This is a genomic window from Acinetobacter pecorum, assembly GCF_014837015.1.
Classification (GTDB): Bacteria; Pseudomonadota; Gammaproteobacteria; order Pseudomonadales; family Moraxellaceae; genus Acinetobacter; species Acinetobacter pecorum.
In genome coordinates, this window is sequence record NZ_JACSPT010000020.1 from 1 (window position 1) to 16,495 (window position 16,495).

The 16,495-nt window shown below is 36.5% G+C and carries 16 protein-coding genes; 6 read left to right on the forward strand and 10 right to left on the reverse strand.

Annotation, left to right across the window (positions count from 1 at the left end):
* Positions 1-123 precede the first annotated feature (123 nt).
* The 5 genes from H9629_RS12925 to H9629_RS12945 all read left to right on the forward strand — a co-directional run bounded on the left by H9629_RS12925 (position 124) and on the right by H9629_RS12945 (position 2,276).
* The gene (locus H9629_RS12925) at positions 124-525 is read left to right on the forward strand and encodes an antirestriction protein ArdA (RefSeq protein WP_191731220.1); all 402 of its coding nucleotides are present in this window, start codon (positions 124-126) and stop codon (positions 523-525) included.
* A gap of 14 nt (positions 526-539) precedes the next feature.
* On the forward strand, positions 540-773 hold the full coding sequence (locus tag H9629_RS12930; RefSeq protein WP_004641738.1) for a hypothetical protein: 234 nt from the start codon (positions 540-542) through the stop codon (positions 771-773).
* 11 nt (positions 774-784) lie between these two features.
* On the forward strand, positions 785-1,114 hold the full coding sequence (locus H9629_RS12935) for a hypothetical protein (protein ID WP_191731221.1): 330 nt from the start codon (positions 785-787) through the stop codon (positions 1,112-1,114).
* Positions 1,115-1,152: 38 nt separating this feature from the next.
* Entirely contained in the window at positions 1,153-1,401 is a 249-nt protein-coding gene (locus H9629_RS12940; protein WP_191731222.1) for a helix-turn-helix domain-containing protein, read from the forward strand.
* Between the two features lie 200 nt (positions 1,402-1,601).
* The gene (locus tag H9629_RS12945) at positions 1,602-2,276 is read left to right on the forward strand and encodes a hypothetical protein (protein ID WP_191731223.1); all 675 of its coding nucleotides are present in this window, start codon (positions 1,602-1,604) and stop codon (positions 2,274-2,276) included.
* Between the two features lie 20 nt (positions 2,277-2,296).
* On the opposite strand, the gene H9629_RS12950 is transcribed toward H9629_RS12945, so the two are convergent.
* The 7 genes from H9629_RS12950 to H9629_RS12980 all read right to left on the reverse strand — a co-directional run bounded on the left by H9629_RS12950 (position 2,297) and on the right by H9629_RS12980 (position 8,427).
* Positions 2,297-2,560, reverse strand: coding sequence for a Txe/YoeB family addiction module toxin (locus H9629_RS12950; protein WP_191731224.1), 264 nt, complete (start codon positions 2,558-2,560; stop codon positions 2,297-2,299).
* Positions 2,544-2,807: a type II toxin-antitoxin system Phd/YefM family antitoxin gene (locus H9629_RS12955; RefSeq protein WP_191731225.1), complete on the reverse strand. Its 264-nt coding sequence runs from the start codon at positions 2,805-2,807 to the stop codon at positions 2,544-2,546. The genes H9629_RS12950 and H9629_RS12955 overlap by 17 nt, the downstream gene beginning before the upstream one ends.
* Before the next feature lie 153 nt (positions 2,808-2,960).
* On the reverse strand, positions 2,961-3,347 hold the full coding sequence (locus tag H9629_RS12960) for a M15 family metallopeptidase (protein WP_191731226.1): 387 nt from the start codon (positions 3,345-3,347) through the stop codon (positions 2,961-2,963).
* A 5-nt stretch (positions 3,348-3,352) separates the two neighbouring features.
* Positions 3,353-3,658, reverse strand: coding sequence for a phage holin family protein (locus tag H9629_RS12965; RefSeq protein WP_191731227.1), 306 nt, complete (start codon positions 3,656-3,658; stop codon positions 3,353-3,355).
* A gap of 20 nt (positions 3,659-3,678) precedes the next feature.
* Positions 3,679-6,387 (reverse strand): hypothetical protein, encoded by a 2,709-nt coding sequence (locus H9629_RS12970; protein WP_191731228.1) that lies wholly within the window; start codon positions 6,385-6,387, stop codon positions 3,679-3,681.
* Between the two features lie 74 nt (positions 6,388-6,461).
* Positions 6,462-8,111 (reverse strand): phage terminase large subunit, encoded by a 1,650-nt coding sequence (gene terL, locus H9629_RS12975; RefSeq protein ID WP_191731229.1) that lies wholly within the window; start codon positions 8,109-8,111, stop codon positions 6,462-6,464.
* Positions 8,095-8,427: a hypothetical protein gene (locus H9629_RS12980; RefSeq protein WP_191731230.1), complete on the reverse strand. Its 333-nt coding sequence runs from the start codon at positions 8,425-8,427 to the stop codon at positions 8,095-8,097. Before H9629_RS12980 ends, terL begins: the two co-directional genes overlap by 17 nt.
* Before the next feature lie 41 nt (positions 8,428-8,468).
* On the opposite strand from H9629_RS12980, the gene H9629_RS12985 reads away from it, so the two are divergent.
* A complete protein-coding gene (locus H9629_RS12985) occupies positions 8,469-9,335 on the forward strand; it encodes an HNH endonuclease (protein ID WP_191731231.1) in 867 nt (288 codons plus the stop codon).
* Here H9629_RS12985 and H9629_RS12990 read toward each other — a convergent pair.
* Genes H9629_RS12990 through H9629_RS13000 form a run of 3 tightly spaced genes read right to left on the reverse strand, consistent with a single transcriptional unit; the run spans position 9,332 to position 16,495 of the window.
* On the reverse strand, positions 9,332-11,896 hold the full coding sequence (locus H9629_RS12990) for a hypothetical protein (RefSeq protein WP_191731232.1): 2,565 nt from the start codon (positions 11,894-11,896) through the stop codon (positions 9,332-9,334). The genes H9629_RS12985 and H9629_RS12990 overlap by 4 nt on opposite strands.
* Before the next feature lie 18 nt (positions 11,897-11,914).
* Entirely contained in the window at positions 11,915-14,443 is a 2,529-nt protein-coding gene (locus tag H9629_RS12995) for a hypothetical protein (protein WP_191731233.1), read from the reverse strand.
* A 12-nt stretch (positions 14,444-14,455) separates the two neighbouring features.
* Positions 14,456-16,495, reverse strand: a complete 2,040-nt coding sequence (locus tag H9629_RS13000) for a hypothetical protein (RefSeq protein ID WP_191731234.1) — start codon at positions 16,493-16,495, stop codon at positions 14,456-14,458.

Below are 16,495 nucleotides of genomic sequence, written 5' to 3' on the forward strand. Positions count from 1 at the left end.
AATCTTTTTCAGATTCAATCAATAATTGAACCGCTCTTTCTCTGATTTCAGGGGTATATTTTAATTTTGTCATCGGGGTAGTCTCTCAGAATATTGACTCTCCGACAAACCCGGTACGGTTCAATGGATGATTTATGTGACATCATCGGGGAAACTGAAATTGAATTTTGGCAAGTGGAAGGCTTGCGAGAAGACACATACATGGACGTTAAAAACTTTAAAGATCTAGAAACAGCTATCGAGCTAATCATGGAAAGTCATTTCCAAGAAGACTTGGATCAGTTCAGTCTGATTGTAAAAGATGGCTATGCTCCTAATCTAGAAGCTGCTCAAGAATGGCATGAAGAGAATCATTTTTGTGAAGATATGAACGACTATGATTTCGGTCACTATCTAATGACAGAAGTTAGCTGTATTGAAATTCCTGAAGCTTTACAAGGTTACATTGATTTTGAGCAATACGGCAAAGATGCAAAGATTAATGACTTTGTGACTATTGGCTCAAACATCTATAACAACCACTAAGGGGAGTTATATAAATGATTACTGTTCAAACCCTTAGAAGCTTGACACCTTGTTCTGTAGAAGTATTAAAAACTGTTAAAAATGGTAAAACTTACTACTACTTAAAAACAGAAGCAGATAGCAAATTTAGCCGTATTTCTAAAACTGTTTATCAAAGTTTAGATTTATTTTCTCAAAGCTCTAATAGCTTTTATACAGAAGTGAAAGGAGATGTATGCAAACAATTTAAGTCTATGACTTTAATATAGGAGCTATAGATATGAATGCACATGCTCAATTCTTTAAATCTGAAGCCGTTAAGCGTTTAAATACAAAACCTGTATTGTCTGAAGCTGCTGCTGTAATGTGGAAAGTTGATATAGACAAGGTTTTAAAAATTGTTCGTACTTCTACAGATGAATTTTATATTGTTGAAGAAGATACAAAGGGAAAATATGAAAACCCATATCATGTATGGGTGATGCTTAAATCAGGTTTTATTCTACGTTCTGCTAATGGTGTAATAGGTTACAAGACTATTTCTAAAGCAGTTTTAGAAATGGAACGTACTATAAGACTAAAGGGACAAAGTACCCTAATACTAAATTAAATGCTAATATCAAGCTCCTGAAATATGGAGCTTTTTCTATGAGTTTTGAAAATATGTACAACTTATCTAAAGAACTATTATTAGAAGTTCCTGATCCTGATTTTATTAAAGATTTGCGTTTATCTCTTAATCTATCAGCTAGAGAATGTTCAAAGATAGCAGGATTAAATGATGCTACTATCTGGAACAAGTACGAGAACGGCACACGTTCACCTAATAAACAAACATGGACTTTTTTCTGTTTAGCTATTGGAAAACATCCACAATTTAAGATTGAAAAAGTATAGTACTTGGTACTACCACCCTAAAAAAAATCGCGCGCCTTTTCCTTCATGCTGTGAATGATCATCTACCTATTCCTAATTAATGTAGGTCATAGATCGCTTTGCATCATGTGAGATCAGGAAAAGGCGAAATGGCTACTTTATGCATGTGATTTTATATTTACGGCTGTTATATTTTATTTTTAAATCTCGAGGAAGAATATATGTTTAAGTATGGCAGTAAAAAATATATGCATCTTTTAGCTGAAAAAGGTGAAGTTAAAATTGGTACAATACATGGCTACAAATATATGGAAGAGCAAAAAAAAGGAGTCTATGATCCTCTAGACGGAGAATATATTAATAGACTATTTATCGACGATCACACTTTTAATAATGGAAATCCAGTTAAAGACGCTATGTTACGTAGTGAACTAAGTCCAATTTTTCAGGGATTAGATGAGATTGATACCCCTATTAGAATAAGTGGCATACAATTCGAAGACCATAGGATTTCACCTAACCGTCTAGTTTTTTGTAGTTCTTATGAAAATTCAGTTTCTGTTATGAAGGAATTTGATGCTGAATGCTGTGTCCAAATAACAAATCCTAAAATGTTCTATATGTTAATAACTCATGAAATAAGTAAATTAATTGAAACTGAATTTATGGGAACACATAAAGTTAATTATGGAAATTACAATAGGCACAATGAAATAAGACTACAACAGCTACCACCTGAATTAGCAAAAACCAGAGATTACATTGGTCAGAAAGAACTCAGAACTATGTGGTATATTCCTAATGAATTTATGCATTTAGTTGATAATGATGGGTATATTTTTAAAATTCCACAACTAAAAAAATTCTGTAAAATAGTAAAAGTAAATCCTTACTGATCAAAGTAATGATATCTTTATTATGCGTAGTGATAACGGCATGAAATTATTGTTATCGCTACATCTGTTACTTCATAAACAAGTCGATTTTTTTCATCTATACGTCTGCTCCAAAATCCTGATAAGTCACCTAATAAAGCTTCAGGTTTTCCGATTCCTTCAAATGGAGTTCTCAGACTTTCTTTGATTAAAGCATTAATACGCTTCAATGTTTTCTTGTCTTGCCGTTGCCAATATTCGTAGTCCTTCCATGCTGAAAGAGTAAAGTTAATCGTCCTGCTCATCTAAAATTTCTCTTTCGATTGTCTTAGATGCTCGTAACTCTGCAATAGATTTAGCTAAATGTGCTGCATTACTTGGAGAAGACATAAGGTGTAATGTTTCCATTACACTATTGTAGTGATCTTGACCCATTACAACAGCATGTTGACCTTCTTTACGAGTAATTACTGCTACATCTGCATCCTCAATAACTGTATCTAAAACGGATTTTAGATTGTTACGTGCATCTGTGTATGTAAATACGTGCATATTCTTTAGCCCTCTTGAGCTAAGACAGCTTCAAAAAGCTATCTATTATTACGGATAATGTTAATGTGTTAATATTGATTAAATAATATTTAATGTACAATATTCTGTACATATAGTAAAGCCCCTACTCAATTAAAAGTAAGGGCTATTTTTTTACTTAGGATACTTGGACCATGTTAATTCAAAATGTGGTCCATCTTTAAACTTCTTCCAATCCCCACCCCAATCAATTGAGACGTTGAGTTCTGAAGCTGCTTTTTTCATAGCATCTGCAATTTGATAGTAGTATTTCCATTCCCATGAGACTGTATTGTCTACCCATACTGCTAGATCTACTGCATGACCTGTTAGATGCCTGCTGTTGCTAGTTGTTGTTTTCTTTTCTTTTAATAATTGAGCTTGTCTTTCTTTCGTTCTTAGTCCTTCTGTGATCGTAAAATCGCATTCAGTTATTTCAATTGCTCTCTTGACCACTTTAACCAAGTCAGGATGAACACCCTTTAGATTAGACAAGCTCTTTTGACCGAGCTTGTATCCCATTATTTTTATTTTTCTTCTTTATTAGTTTTTATATTTTTGATGTCTTTATTGATTTGATGCTTAAAGTATTTGCAGACCGCTTCTGTTCCCAACGTACCGAACAGACTAGCTAATCCAATGACTGCTAGGGTTGGTACTGAAGCCCACATCAAAACTGCTCCTGCCATTAGAGAGGTAAAGCCATTTAAAATAGCTTTAGCTCCAATTACTTTCCATGAGTCTTGATCTTGGGTAGCAACTGACTTTGCAAAGTAAATAGCAAAGCCAATTGTAAATAAGAAGGCGGTGAGATAGATATCACCTGATTTCATAATTTATCATTCTTATAGTTTTAGACTGCTTTAACAGTTAATGTGCCACTTGCTAAGTCTGTAGCTGATGCTGTCATATTCTTATGATAGACGGTTACTTTTCCTGTTGCAGTCACTTCTGCCCATAATTGTGTACCATTTAAAGGTAGACTAAATGTGGCTATTACAGGCTGTCCCATTTGGATTCCAGTTAAAGTTAGCTCTGTAGTATGAATTGCATTAGCAGCTAATGATGGAGGATCATAAGTAATAGAGCTACTAATTAAAGGGCTATCCTCAAGCCATGCTGTACCGTTCCATTTAACAAACTTCTTCTTGGTTGTGTCATAGTTGACTACACCAATGTCGAAGCTGGTTAAAACAGGTAGATCCGAAGTTGCAAACGAACCTGTTAACCATTTTATAGCCTGCCATTTTGAATTAGCAGTAAAAGCGGTTTTAGAAACTATTGAAATCCATTCATACGGATAACCTAAAATTTTATTTTCTAATTCATATACATCATCTTTATAAGCTGACATCGTTAATGTTGGTGCTGTAGTTCCAGTGATTTTTCGATAGCCAGTTTTTATATTTGGGTAGCCATTTTGCCCATTTGCATACACAAATTGATTAGCTCTCGCAGGTAGTGAACAATTTGGCAAGAAAGTTAATTCATTAATATTGGTTGTTGTATCACCGAAGGCAGGAGACAGATAGGTTGTAACATTTTCACCTAGTTCATTATATCCAAGAGTAATTCTTACGGGATAGCCAGGTGAGGAAGTATAAGCTCCTGCTGCTCCGACAAATGTTTTAGTATTAATCTTGCAGCCATCTATATAAAAGTTACAACCAACCCCTCCGTAGAAACTTGTAGGATGTGCCACTTTTGATAAATCACAATTTTTAAAAACTAATCTCATCTGATTATCTTGCATGTGTGATTCGACTCGAATAGCTGATGTTGTACTTCCTTCTAAATTTGGATCTTGCGATTCGATGATACAGTTATCAAAGATAAATTCAGTTAAATTACTTTGCTTATAGCCGTTATAGTTCATCAATATAGGGATATTTGCATTTACTTTAATATCATTTCTTAAAATAATTTTTGTATTTCTTATTGTTCCATTTGTAGGGTTGTACCAGGGTTGACCAGTGGTATGAAAAACACTGTTTTCAATTAATAATTTTTCAAACTTTTGATTAGCTTCCCTAGCAAAAAAGACATTCAGGGGGGAACTATGCACATTTACATTATTGAGATGCATCACACCGCCCCCCATACCTCCTATATCACATCCACCAGTAAAGTAACGCGGTGCATCACTTCCAACATCTTGATAATAGTTGATTAAGTATAAATAAGACTTAAAAGTTCCTCCTATTCCTGTTGAGTCAATTTCCACATCCATTCTTGCATCAAATGAAACCATTCCATCACCACGTACTATCGAATTACCACCTGTAAAAACTAATCCCCCTCTGAAACACCTTAGAGCCATTAAACCTTTAAATGTAATGTCAGTATTTCTCCAGACATGCAAACCATCTGATACAGAGTTCATAAATAGAACATTTTCAATATGAAACTTGCTTCTTTGCCATTGATTAGGAAAATTCTGATTTCCCATCAAAATCATGCAAGAAGCCTGTTCTTGGTTATAAGTATTCCAAGTCCAATTTGTATTGTTGTAATTACCATCTAAGATGAGATTTTTTATAGTAACTCGATGTTCTAAATCTGTTTCTGTAGTCCAAGAATTAACATCTACATCTATGATTCTCCACCACTTAGCTGTAGCTTCTGTTGTTTCAGGAGTGGCAGGAGTTCTTAGAATTTTTGCTGTGCCATTAGGACAAATTAAATTCACGCCTGCTTTTAATTTGATGAGTCGAGCTACATAAATTCTGTCAGGTCTGAATAGTAAAGTTCTTGGTTTACCATCTGCTTTAAATGCTTTAGATAATTCAGTAATTGCTAAATTAATTGCATCTGCATCAAAGGTAATTCCATCACCTTTAGCTCCCCAATTTTCGACATAGTATTCATGCGCTAATAGGTCATTTATCTCTTTTTGTGTTTTATTGCCATCTGCAATAAAAGAAGCGTCCCATCCCCTTTCTACGGAAATTTTAGCTAGGCTTTTTAATAGATCGTTGTAAAAATTCTCTAATTGATCTAGTGCTAAACCTTGTTTATTAATAAGATTTTCAAAATAAATATTACGTTTATTATCTTGGGTATCAACATAGCCTTTTAAATCATTCAGCTTGTTTTGGTTATTTGTTTTTTCATCATTAACGTAGTTCTGTAGATCGGTAATAATTTGATGAATAATCTGATCTTTGTTGTCGATGTTTTGCTGTTGTGTGGCATGAAGCCTATCTGCGTAGACTTTTAAAAGAGCATCTGCAACACCTAGTTCCTGAATTTTTAGCCAGATACGATCAATATCTTTATTTAAAACTTCTGGTCTGAATGAATTGTTGTAGGTTGCATAATTAGTCGCTCGATCGGCTATTGTACTTCTCTGAATTTCAATTGCATCACCTTGATTCAGGGTTGTATTGAATACAATTGAGTTACTGTTTGACTCATATCTATAGTCATTCTTAGACACAACCTGATCATTCTTTTTAACTTCAAAATGATCTTTGCCATCTACATAGAAACCCAAAGCAAAGTTAGTCTGTGAACCATTAGCTGTGAAGCTTTGGTAGGGAATCTGATTCTCTACGGTCATTATTTTTATTATTCCTAATTAGTTTTATTTTTATTTTTATTGTTGTATTAATACAACTAAAAATAGTTGTATTTTTAAAAGTCAATTTTCATGTCAGTGTAATGATTTGAAGCTTGCCAATTATTACTATCGTTATAAGTAGGATAGTGATTGTGTGTACCGATTCTGATCGGCTCTGAGGAGATTGCGCCTGCAAGTGAGTCTATATAGTCATCTTGATTATTCGTAATAGATGGATCATAGAGTCTCATCTGCTTCACTTGAGGACTGTCCTGTCCATTCAGTTTTAAAACAGCTTGGTGTGCATATAAGAAGCCTGATAGTAATGGAGCTTCAATACCTTCCAGGATTCTCTTGTTCTTGTTCTGATTTTCATGACGTTCAATGACACCACAATAGAGATTACGCTTCTTCAGTACAGATCTAAGAATTGTTCCGAAATAACCGCCGATCCCATTAGATTCAACTACAAGGCTAGGTAACTTAAACTCTTCTACGAGATCCGCAACTTGCCACGCTTGACCCCCTATAAACTGTCCATCTTTATCAGTGATAGCGACATCACCTTTTAAAGCTACAGATCTATGCCAGTACAAGCGTCCTTGTTCATCCTGAAGGACTAAAGCTGCTGCTGATATATCTGATTTAGTCTTACCTGAAGATGGATCTATTTTTAAAGTTGCTGAGACTATTCGTTTGTCACCTAACAACATCTGAATCTGATTATTTGATCTATGCCAGGTTACTTCTTCTGAATATGGTATGAGTCTTTCAGGATCTAGGCGTATCTCATTAATCGCCTTGTTGTGCATTTGATACTGAGAATCCCACTCTCCAAGTGTTCCACACTCTTTCCTACGTTGTTCCATTACTTCGGAAGTAAAGCGTTCAAGCCATAGAGCTTCTGAATAACAGTCAATGAGTCCGTGTTGTTCTTGGAATTGGATTAGATAATCTGTATCTGTTTTAGTGATCTTGTAGTCATCAAAATCTTTTAATAGTTTGGCTTGTGAACCGATACCACTAAAAATATAGGTAGGTTTAAATGTGGTCCTGATTTCTTTCTGTCCTGAAGTGAATCGAGCTTCTTTCTCAAACATCTTCAGGACTAAATGGTTAGCCCCTGCTTCTATCAAATTGGCATATAAAGAGTCTGCTGCATGTGGAGTACCTACAAAGAGTCTTTGTCCACCAGGAATCAAAATATGAATCTGTTCACTCAATCTGTAGCGTAGCTTTTCCCTTGCTTCTGGAGATCCAGTGGTATCAGGTACTTCTGTATCATCGTTACAGATATATGTGGCCCTTGCCCCTGTTACGTTGGAAAGGATACCTCTTGCATGGACTGAACCATGTTTAACGTCTGAACTACCTTTAACCCACCATTTTTTAATTTCACCACGTTCTTTCTGTACGTGCCAGGCTAAAGGATTCTGTTCAAGCATTTGTACGACTGCTCGACTTGTTTTATTACTGTCTGCATCTGTAGCTGATTGAGCAAGGATCAGTTCTTCAGGATTCTTATAGAGTCGGTATGCATTGTATATTTCTAAAAGCGTACTCTTGCCGTGTCCTCTAGGCATCATCAAAACACCTAAAGGACCAAAATTGTCTAAAAACTCACATACATCTAAATGGAAGTCGGGTACTGTCCATCGTTGGGTATGAGCGTAAACTAAGTAAAATTCGGCAAAAGTCGCTTTCTGATTAAGCTTCTTTACCATCCTTTTTAGTTTTTCCTTTACGTTTAGTCAGCTCTTTACGAACTGATAGCAGGAGCTTTTCAGCTTCTTTTTGTTTTTCTTCTTCTTCTTCTGTTGTTATTGCTTGTGTCTTGTTTCGATTTTCAATTAATTGCTCGATACGTGCAGCTATAGCTAGTGTTTGGTTAGCAGACTTATACAGCCAAAATGCATCACCTCTACCTACTTTCGTTTCTTTATCGCAACCGTTAGCACGTTCAACAAGATCAACTGTGTCTAGTATGGCTATATCCTGAATACGGCTTAGCTCTGATTTATATTCTTCTATTTTATTCATTTTTATTGTTATATTGGTTTTTTAATTTTTTAAAGTGTTTTATGGCTAGCAGAAATGTTCGAGATACAGTTCAAAAAAAGCTATTTGGTGACTCTGCTAACTGGTGTAATCTTTGCAGCCGTAAGGTAATTGGGCTTAAAGATCTATGTGAAAAACTTCAAATGGCTCACATCATTGCATTTGCTGATGATCCTTTAGAACCAAGATATGTAAAAGGAAAATCAGGAGATAATAGTTATGAGAATTTGATATTGGTATGTCCTAATCATCATGCTGAAATTGACGATAAAAGCCCAGAGAGCAGAGCTAAATATACTATTGAATACTTAAAACAAATTAAAAAAGAACACGAGGATAAAATTAAAGCTTTTAAGGACAAATCAAATCCTGTTCACCCTAGAGACACTCAACTGATAACAACTATTTTTGATACTTACGATATTGTTAAAATGTCAAATGCAACACAAGGTTATCCTGAATCAATCGAGGCAAACATATTTGAATTTCTAGATTTAATGGATATTTTAGAAACGAAAGGTAAATTGCACTATCCTTTCAAAGATGATGATCTAAATTTTTACTTTGAAAATATTAAAGATAATCTTGAAACATTAGTAAAATATAGATCGCTCTTGTATAAAATGAATCTAAGTTTAGAGAAGTATCATCTCAAAGATGATATATCAGATATTGACCTTAAATGTTTATTACCAATCGAAGGTCACGTCTTTGGCAATGAAAATCTAGATTTCGTTTGTACAGCCTTATATCTATTAGAACTCGACAAAGAAAGTTATTCTACTAATGATTTCTTCAATAAGTTACGTGGCCTTCCTCAACTCATAAAAACAATTACTGGGGATTTTAATGGCTTAATAAGGTATTACAGAGTTACTTATCAAGATTAATCTCTCATATTGATGTCAGGGACTTCTATAGAATTATTATCTAAGTCCCACCAGTATGAAGTGTTGTAGTTGCTTGCTTGTCTATCCTGCTTTCTGCTTCTGTAATCTTCATCGAATAGTTCTTGAAGTTCAGCTATCACTAAGCGGTCAAAAATCAATCTTGAATACCATACGTTTTGAAACGGTATATTGTTCTTAGCTACATTAATTGCTTCAGCTCCATAGCTCGATTCACGTTCATCTAGGAACTGCTTTCCTGCACCTGATAACATCGTACCGACTGACATCACATCTTTGAATGCAGCAGGAATAATGAAGTCCTTAACACTACGTTCTGTAGGATCTGCCGTTGCAGAAATTGCGTCAGATAAGTAACTTGCCGATCCTCCTTTCACGATAGACTTCATATAGAAATCTAAGGTTGTTGGATCATCTAAGTCCTTACCTTGTGTCAGGTTTTGAATCTGAGCAACGATAGCTCCCATGAAAGTTGTATAGGCAAAGAGTTTAGCCAGGTACACAAACTTCTCTTGTGGTGTGCCCTGAGCCATTGCTCTTGTCCATTGACGAGTAATCATAGCAAGCGGAAATTGCTTGAACTGGAAGAAGAATCGAGTGAGTTCATTACTTACTGTTCCACGTTCACGGCCTAAGCCCATGATCGTAGTTTCTCTAGCCCCAACCTCAAGCACCGCAGCATTAGTCTCTGTATACACATGATTCATATACTTATTTGCTAACTGTTCTTTTAATCTGAAGGCATGGTCAGCAAGCTCTTGAGCTGTATATCCTGTCTTATCAAAGTTGTAATGATTTAGAATTACATCATCTGACATCTTAAAAATGTCTTGATTGGTCACTAGCTTTTCACCTGTTGGAGCTTCAGTTCTAGTGACAAGTTGAAGAGCATTCCATTCATGTTCAGTGATACCACCACCTTCAAGCATTTTCTTATCTTTAGGTCCAAGTTCAGCCCATTTCTTAGCTGAGTTCAGATTAGATACATGATGCATAAGCGATACACCAAACGCTCTTTTAGCTGAAGCTGTAATATGGTTTAAGCCTGAAGATCTGATAACTGCATTTGCTATCTTTCTTGTATTAGTATTCGCTTTAGCCAGTTTAGTTGAAGCTGAAGCCAAGTCATCGTCACCAAAGCGCACAAGTGCATTGGTCATCTCACGGACCCCTAAACCGATAGAGATAGCAAAGTCTCTGTCTTCTTTATTGGCAAATTGTTTTAGATGTTTTCCAAATACTTTTGAGTAAGCCATTCCATGCATTTCAGAAGCTAGTTTCATCGTTGCCTGATCTGAGAAGGCTGTAATAAAAGCACTGCCCATCTTGGTAGCAACGGTCCATGATCTGAGCATACCGCCTACTTGAGCTAAGTTACTGTCGATAGGAAGAGCTTGTCCTGCAAGTTCATCGTAATGCTTCGAGACCAACTTGGCTTGTTTCTGAATCTTACGATGCTCTTTAACGTACTTTGGATCTTGCATCATCTGATTAAGCAGATTATGTCCTAGCTGTTTTACAGTTTTCTCAGGATTGCTACCAAATGTCTGCATAAGGCCAATCTCTATACTCATACGCCTTACATGGTTAGATAACAGATCATGGAAATTTACTTCTCCAAAGTCTTCTTGATATTTCACCCATGCGTCAGCGTCTTTAAAATGCACTTCCCTATGATGATGGTGAAGACCTTGCATATTGAAGCCTACAGGTAAATCTGTTTCCGATTGAACAGCATGAGCCTGTACTGATGCTTTGTTATGTCCTTCAGAAGCAATTGTCTGATAGACAGCTTTTAAGACATCTGCAACTTCAGCTTCACTCATTAATGATCCATCTTCATGTCTGTACTTGGATCTGTCTGTCATTGGAAGCGTATATTTAACCCAGGTATCCTGTCCTGCTTGAATGACTTTGTAGTGACTGTGTGATTGAGGAGTACCGTAGTTAGCAAGCTTCTTAATATCGCCACCGTACCTGTTATAGTGAAGTCTGAGCTGTTCTAAAACGTCTTGTACTGACTTAGCAAGTCCTGCAATTTCTGTATCTCCTGAAGGCTTGCCAAAGATCTCTTTAACGAGCAATTTAACTTTATCGGCATCTATCAGATAGCCTAAGCTTTTTTGAGTTTTGGTAAAGACATCTGCTAAAGCTCCGATATACCTAACTTCAATTGCTTGGATGTTGTGTTCTACACTTTGAATACCTGATTGATCAGTATGCATAACCAATTTTCTGTTCAAACTTTCTAATGGATTGAGCTTTGAATGAGAAGTCAGTTCATGGGCCAATTGTTCACGGATCTCTAAATCATTTACTAAGTTTGTGACTTCTTTAATATGCTGATCTGTATAATTCTTGATTGCCCTGTCAGCGATAGCTTCAGCACGTTCTTCATCTGACATACTCTTCCATGCTTTGATGTCTCCGGCAGGAAGTTCACGGCTTGCTTTGATAAATTGTTGCTCTAATAGGTCTGCTTCTTTATCAGATAGCTTTCTTCCTAAAACGCCTTCTACGGCTGATTTACATTGTTCTTTCATTCAATTCTCTTATTATTTTTATGCTGCTTGTTTTAATGCACACTTGGCTAAGGTACTCATTGCTTTAGCCATCATTTGTATATTGTCTTGTTCACGGATTAGTTTGTCTTTCCACTGAGCTGCTGTCAGATCTTCACCTGTCTTTTTAGATGAGATAACCAGGTCAGGATTAGCAATTAATTTGTCTATTGCCTGTTGTCCTTTAGGGATCTGAGATAAGTATCCAAAAGCTCGACCTTCATCAAAAATACGATCTAAGGCTGTTTCTAGTTCTTTATTACCTTTATGGTCTACAAAATTACTCTTATTTGAACGTCCTACGTGAATAGAATTAGTTTGATGTGCATCATTAACCGTTCTACGCACGTATGAGTCACGATATTGAAGCTCTTGAACTGTATTTCCATCCTTGTCTTTATAAGTACGTGTCAGTTCTTTATGGTATTTACCCTCTTCATAGCGTTGCTTTTCTTTCCAGTCTGATGCAATGCTTTCGTCAGGTTTAAACTCTTTTGCAGGATCATCTATCCTATCCTTCACTTTAATCGTATTTGATGTATGAGGAATCCTAGCTGTCTCACTTTCTGCAAAAACATCATCAAGCAATTTACTGAGTTCTGCATCTGATATAGGTTTATAGTTTGGGTCAGGAAGATCAGGTACTAAGTTACCGTGTTCATCTAATACCATGCTTGGAAGGTCTAGCTGTTCTGTTGTCAGATCTCCAACTACCTCATGGTCCATATTTCGATGTTCGAAAGCATTAAAGTCATGTGAACTGATAAACAGATTATCTACTTCAGGAAGGTTATCCAGGTCTAAACGATCTACTGTTCCTTCATAGCTTGATTCAGGTTTTATAGGAGCTTGTTCTAAAGCTGTTTCTGCTTCAGATTCAAAAACAGATTTATGTGTTGAGCCTGTACCACCATAATGTTGAGCTGTAATGTCATCTATCTTGTTAGTGAAGAAATGAACAGCATCATCTATTCGAGCATTTTTAGGTATGCCATTAATACGCATTAAGTGATCAGGATCTTTACTGAATCGGCTAATAACATCTCTTGCTGATTGGTTAGGATTATCTTTAATTGCTTTAAATACAATTTCAGCTCCACCCCTACCTAATAGATGTGGAATATAGATCTGTGATCCAGTCAGGACAATCCCCGTCTTATCTTTGATGTACTTGATATTAGATTTAGTATGTTTGATCCCTAGTTCAATCTGCTTGTTCAAGTCATGTCTATTTGCTGCTGTACCGCCTTCTGCTTGCCAAGTTGAGTCAATAAACTGGAATACACCTGTAGCTGATGATTTCGGATTCTTAACTGTAGTGCTGAATGTACCTATTGATTCAAAGTGAGCCAATGCAACAACTGTTCTTGCATCTGCATCTGATAAGCCTTTAGCCATTGCTTCATCATAGATACGTTTTTGTGTACCTGAAGCTATAAATGGTTTGAGTTGTGGCTGCTTTGGTATGCTTGTACCAGTATATTTCATTCTAGGATTCAGCTTTTCCCATATTATTTTTCTATTCTGTTCAGTAGCTTCAGCCAAAGATAGACTTGTATTTTTAGGTTTATTAATGGTTGTATTTTTAGTTTGAATATACTGCTTAACATCATCTAAAGTCTTGAGCTGTCCACCTGTAGCTTCCGAGATATTAACCTTCTCTCCTTTCATCACCTGATCAATTGCTTGATTCAAATTAGTCTGATGTTGAGCTAGATCATCTACCGATTGAGCCACGTTAGGCATACTTGATGTATCTGCATCTGCTAAGGCATTTTCAACTGTAGCATTAAAGTCTGCTTCTGCCTGATGGACCTGAGCTTCTGAAATATCAGGATTAGTTTTAGCATTCAGATAACGACTGCCTGCAAAGAATACCGAACCAATAGCTAAGTTAGTAAAGATCGCTGTTGGATCTGTTGCCATATCTTTGTATTGTTCGCCCAGCTTATTATAGCCTTTACTGTCCAGGTATACCCCTTCTCCATAGATAGAAGCCTGCCCTACTGCTGTTGGTGCAACAACTAATGCTGCATAGTCAGCAACAAGTGACTTCTTGAATACATTAGAGATAGGAAGAAGGGCTAAAGCTGCATTTGTAGCACCATAAATATTAGATGCTGTATCTGCTGTATCCTGATCTACGCCAAGTTGCTGAGTAAGTTTTGTATGCTCAATTGCTCTTGTACCAAGTCCTACAGTAGTTGCAACGCCATAAGGTCCAAGTGGTGAGCCTACTGTGCCTGCTGCTAGCACTTCTGTAATACCTGAAACTACGTGTCCTGCCGTTCCTTGATTGGTTGGAGTTAAAGCTTCATTGGTCTGAGCCATACGTCTGTCAGCTACTTCATCACCTTCAATAAGTCGGCTTGCTGCATTCGATACAGATAAAACACCTTTAGCTGCACCTGAGACTGTACCTAATCCAATATCGGATAAAGTTCCACGCTTAAACTTTCGAGGATCTGTTAGTTTTGTTTCATCAAAGGCCTGATCTTGTTCTGTTATAAATTCGCTTAATAAGCCCATCTATTTTCCTTGTTATTTTTGTATTTTTATCACGTATGCTTTTGCTGTCTTTGGATTCTTTAATGGCTGTCCATCATGTCCGATGAACTTAAACCAGTTTGGAAAACCCTGTATAGGTTGAACAACATGAGTCTTTAAGATGTTTTCGTCAGGAGGAAGGAAGCCTGTTTCTTTACGATACTGAGTTCTAAAATGGTTTTGGATATGATCTTCAAAACTTGTTTGAGTAAAGCCATAAGGCATGAAAATGTAATTCGTGTTCTTACCTAATTTTTGTTTGTAAGTACCGCCTGAAGCTATATCAAATGCCTGTTTAGCCATTTCCTTATTAATGATTGGATTGCCTTTATCATCACGTTTAATGATGTTCTCGCCACGTTTAGCTAGTCCTAAATAAATCGAATAAGCCAGGTTTTGATAAGCTCGATGTTCATTAGTACCAATAGCTGCTGCATTGCCAAATTCAGATTGAATAGCGTTATGAAATTCCTTTTCTACTCCTAGTACAGAAGCTTGTCCTTGATTGAGGATCTGCTTTCCTTCTAAAGCAACTTCTGCTGCTCTAATGTTTGTACCGTGAAGCGTTACATCTAACTGATTGAGTTTTGCAATACCCATGTAATCATAAGCATTCTTTTCACCACTGATCAGGCTGAAATACTCTTTCTGAGCTTCTTTATTCTTGCCTGCCATTTTGGTTAGATCAGTCAGCATTGCTTTCTGTTGTTTAGGGGTTGCATCAAAATATCTGTCTTTAAAAGCAGTATGTTCAGACTTGTTCCATTGGATCAGAGAACCAACATCACCATTTGCTTTCTTTTGTTCTGCAAGTAGATCAGTTGTTATCTGAGCCTTTTTAAAATCAATATTGCCTGTTCCGATCTGTTCAGGAGTAACTGTATAAAGCTTATGCCCTGTTTGAGATTGTACTGAAGCTATAGGATCATCATTTGCTCTTTGCTTTGATGTAGCTGCAATGTTTTTAAATACGTTCAGCTTCTTTTGAAGTAGAGTTGCATCTTCTTGAGGACTGTTTTCTAGTTCTGAAGTGAGTCGTGCAATGCTACGTTCCTGTTCAATTGGAGAAGCATCTCTGAATTTCTGAGCATCTTTATTTAATGTAATGGCTTCTTTGACTTCAGCTTCATATTTAGTACCTTTAACTGCATCTAATGTACTATTGACCAAGCTTGTAGATAATGGATAGCCTGTAAAAGCATCTGCTACAAAGTCTTTAGTATGTTGAGCTAGTTCCTTATCATGCTCTTTGGCCTTGATCTCAAGTCCTTTATTAATACGGTCAATTGCAGACTCAATATTTGCCTTATATGCATCTCTAGTCTCTACCTTCATGTGGGGAAAAACTGTATCTACATTCTTATGAAGTTCCTGTAGTGCCTTGATGTCCTGCTGATCTTCTAAACTGCTTAATACGCCTTTGCCATCTGATAAGTCTCTACGTTCATTCCATTTTTGCGGAGCTTCTTTCTTCTGTTCAGGAGTTAAAACAGGATTACGGTTTACTGTTTCCAAGTATAGAGCGTATGCCTGTTCTCTATTTTCAATTTTAAGAGTAGCTTCAGCGACTTGTTCAAAGTCTGCATTAATCGCTCTACGTTCTGTTTCATAAGCCAATGATTTTACATTGACTTCTGATTCCAGGTACATCTTTTCAGAATAGTAGTTGAACTTTTCATGTTTGGTTTCAGGAAGAGTCTGTCTGTATGTTTCGTTTAAGGTATCTGCTTGCTGTCTTAAATAAGCTTTAGCTGAGTTCTCATCAAATTCACCTGTAACCAACTTCTGTTTGGTTGTGGTAACGATGTCTGTATATTCAGCTCCATATTTAGCAGCCTGAGTATTGAAGAAATACTCTTCTTTCTCATCTTGGATCTTTTGCTGTTCATTCAGCTTTTTAACTGATACCTGTTGACCTACGTGAGCTAACTGCCCTGCTGCTTGAGCTACTTGTCCTGCACCTGAATCAATTACTCTTCTAGGTTGAGCTTGTGGCATGACGTTGCCAAACTGTCCTAATGGAATATTCGCCAT

Excerpts from the sequence above, each read along its gene's own strand:
- H9629_RS12935 (WP_191731221.1), top strand. The coding sequence starts at position 785 with ATGAATGCACATGCTCAATTCTTTAAATCTGAAGCCGTTAAGCGTTTA.
- H9629_RS12950 (WP_191731224.1), bottom strand. The coding sequence starts at position 2,560 with ATGAGCAGGACGATTAACTTTACTCTTTCAGCATGGAAGGACTACGAA.
- H9629_RS12930 (WP_004641738.1), top strand. The coding sequence starts at position 540 with ATGATTACTGTTCAAACCCTTAGAAGCTTGACACCTTGTTCTGTAGAA.
- H9629_RS13000 (WP_191731234.1), bottom strand. The coding sequence starts at position 16,495 with ATGGCGAATATTCCATTAGGACAGTTTGGCAACGTCATGCCACAAGCT.
- H9629_RS12960 (WP_191731226.1), bottom strand. The coding sequence starts at position 3,347 with ATGGGATACAAGCTCGGTCAAAAGAGCTTGTCTAATCTAAAGGGTGTT.
- H9629_RS12995 (WP_191731233.1), bottom strand. The coding sequence starts at position 14,443 with ATGGGCTTATTAAGCGAATTTATAACAGAACAAGATCAGGCCTTTGAT.
- H9629_RS12940 (WP_191731222.1), top strand. The coding sequence starts at position 1,153 with ATGAGTTTTGAAAATATGTACAACTTATCTAAAGAACTATTATTAGAA.
- terL (WP_191731229.1), bottom strand. The coding sequence starts at position 8,111 with ATGGTAAAGAAGCTTAATCAGAAAGCGACTTTTGCCGAATTTTACTTA.
- H9629_RS12925 (WP_191731220.1), top strand. The coding sequence starts at position 124 with ATGGATGATTTATGTGACATCATCGGGGAAACTGAAATTGAATTTTGG.
- H9629_RS12970 (WP_191731228.1), bottom strand. The coding sequence starts at position 6,387 with ATGACCGTAGAGAATCAGATTCCCTACCAAAGCTTCACAGCTAATGGT.
- H9629_RS12985 (WP_191731231.1), top strand. The coding sequence starts at position 8,469 with ATGGCTAGCAGAAATGTTCGAGATACAGTTCAAAAAAAGCTATTTGGT.
- H9629_RS12955 (WP_191731225.1), bottom strand. The coding sequence starts at position 2,807 with ATGCACGTATTTACATACACAGATGCACGTAACAATCTAAAATCCGTT.
- H9629_RS12965 (WP_191731227.1), bottom strand. The coding sequence starts at position 3,658 with ATGAAATCAGGTGATATCTATCTCACCGCCTTCTTATTTACAATTGGC.
- H9629_RS12980 (WP_191731230.1), bottom strand. The coding sequence starts at position 8,427 with ATGAATAAAATAGAAGAATATAAATCAGAGCTAAGCCGTATTCAGGAT.
- H9629_RS12945 (WP_191731223.1), top strand. The coding sequence starts at position 1,602 with ATGTTTAAGTATGGCAGTAAAAAATATATGCATCTTTTAGCTGAAAAA.
- H9629_RS12990 (WP_191731232.1), bottom strand. The coding sequence starts at position 11,896 with ATGAAAGAACAATGTAAATCAGCCGTAGAAGGCGTTTTAGGAAGAAAG.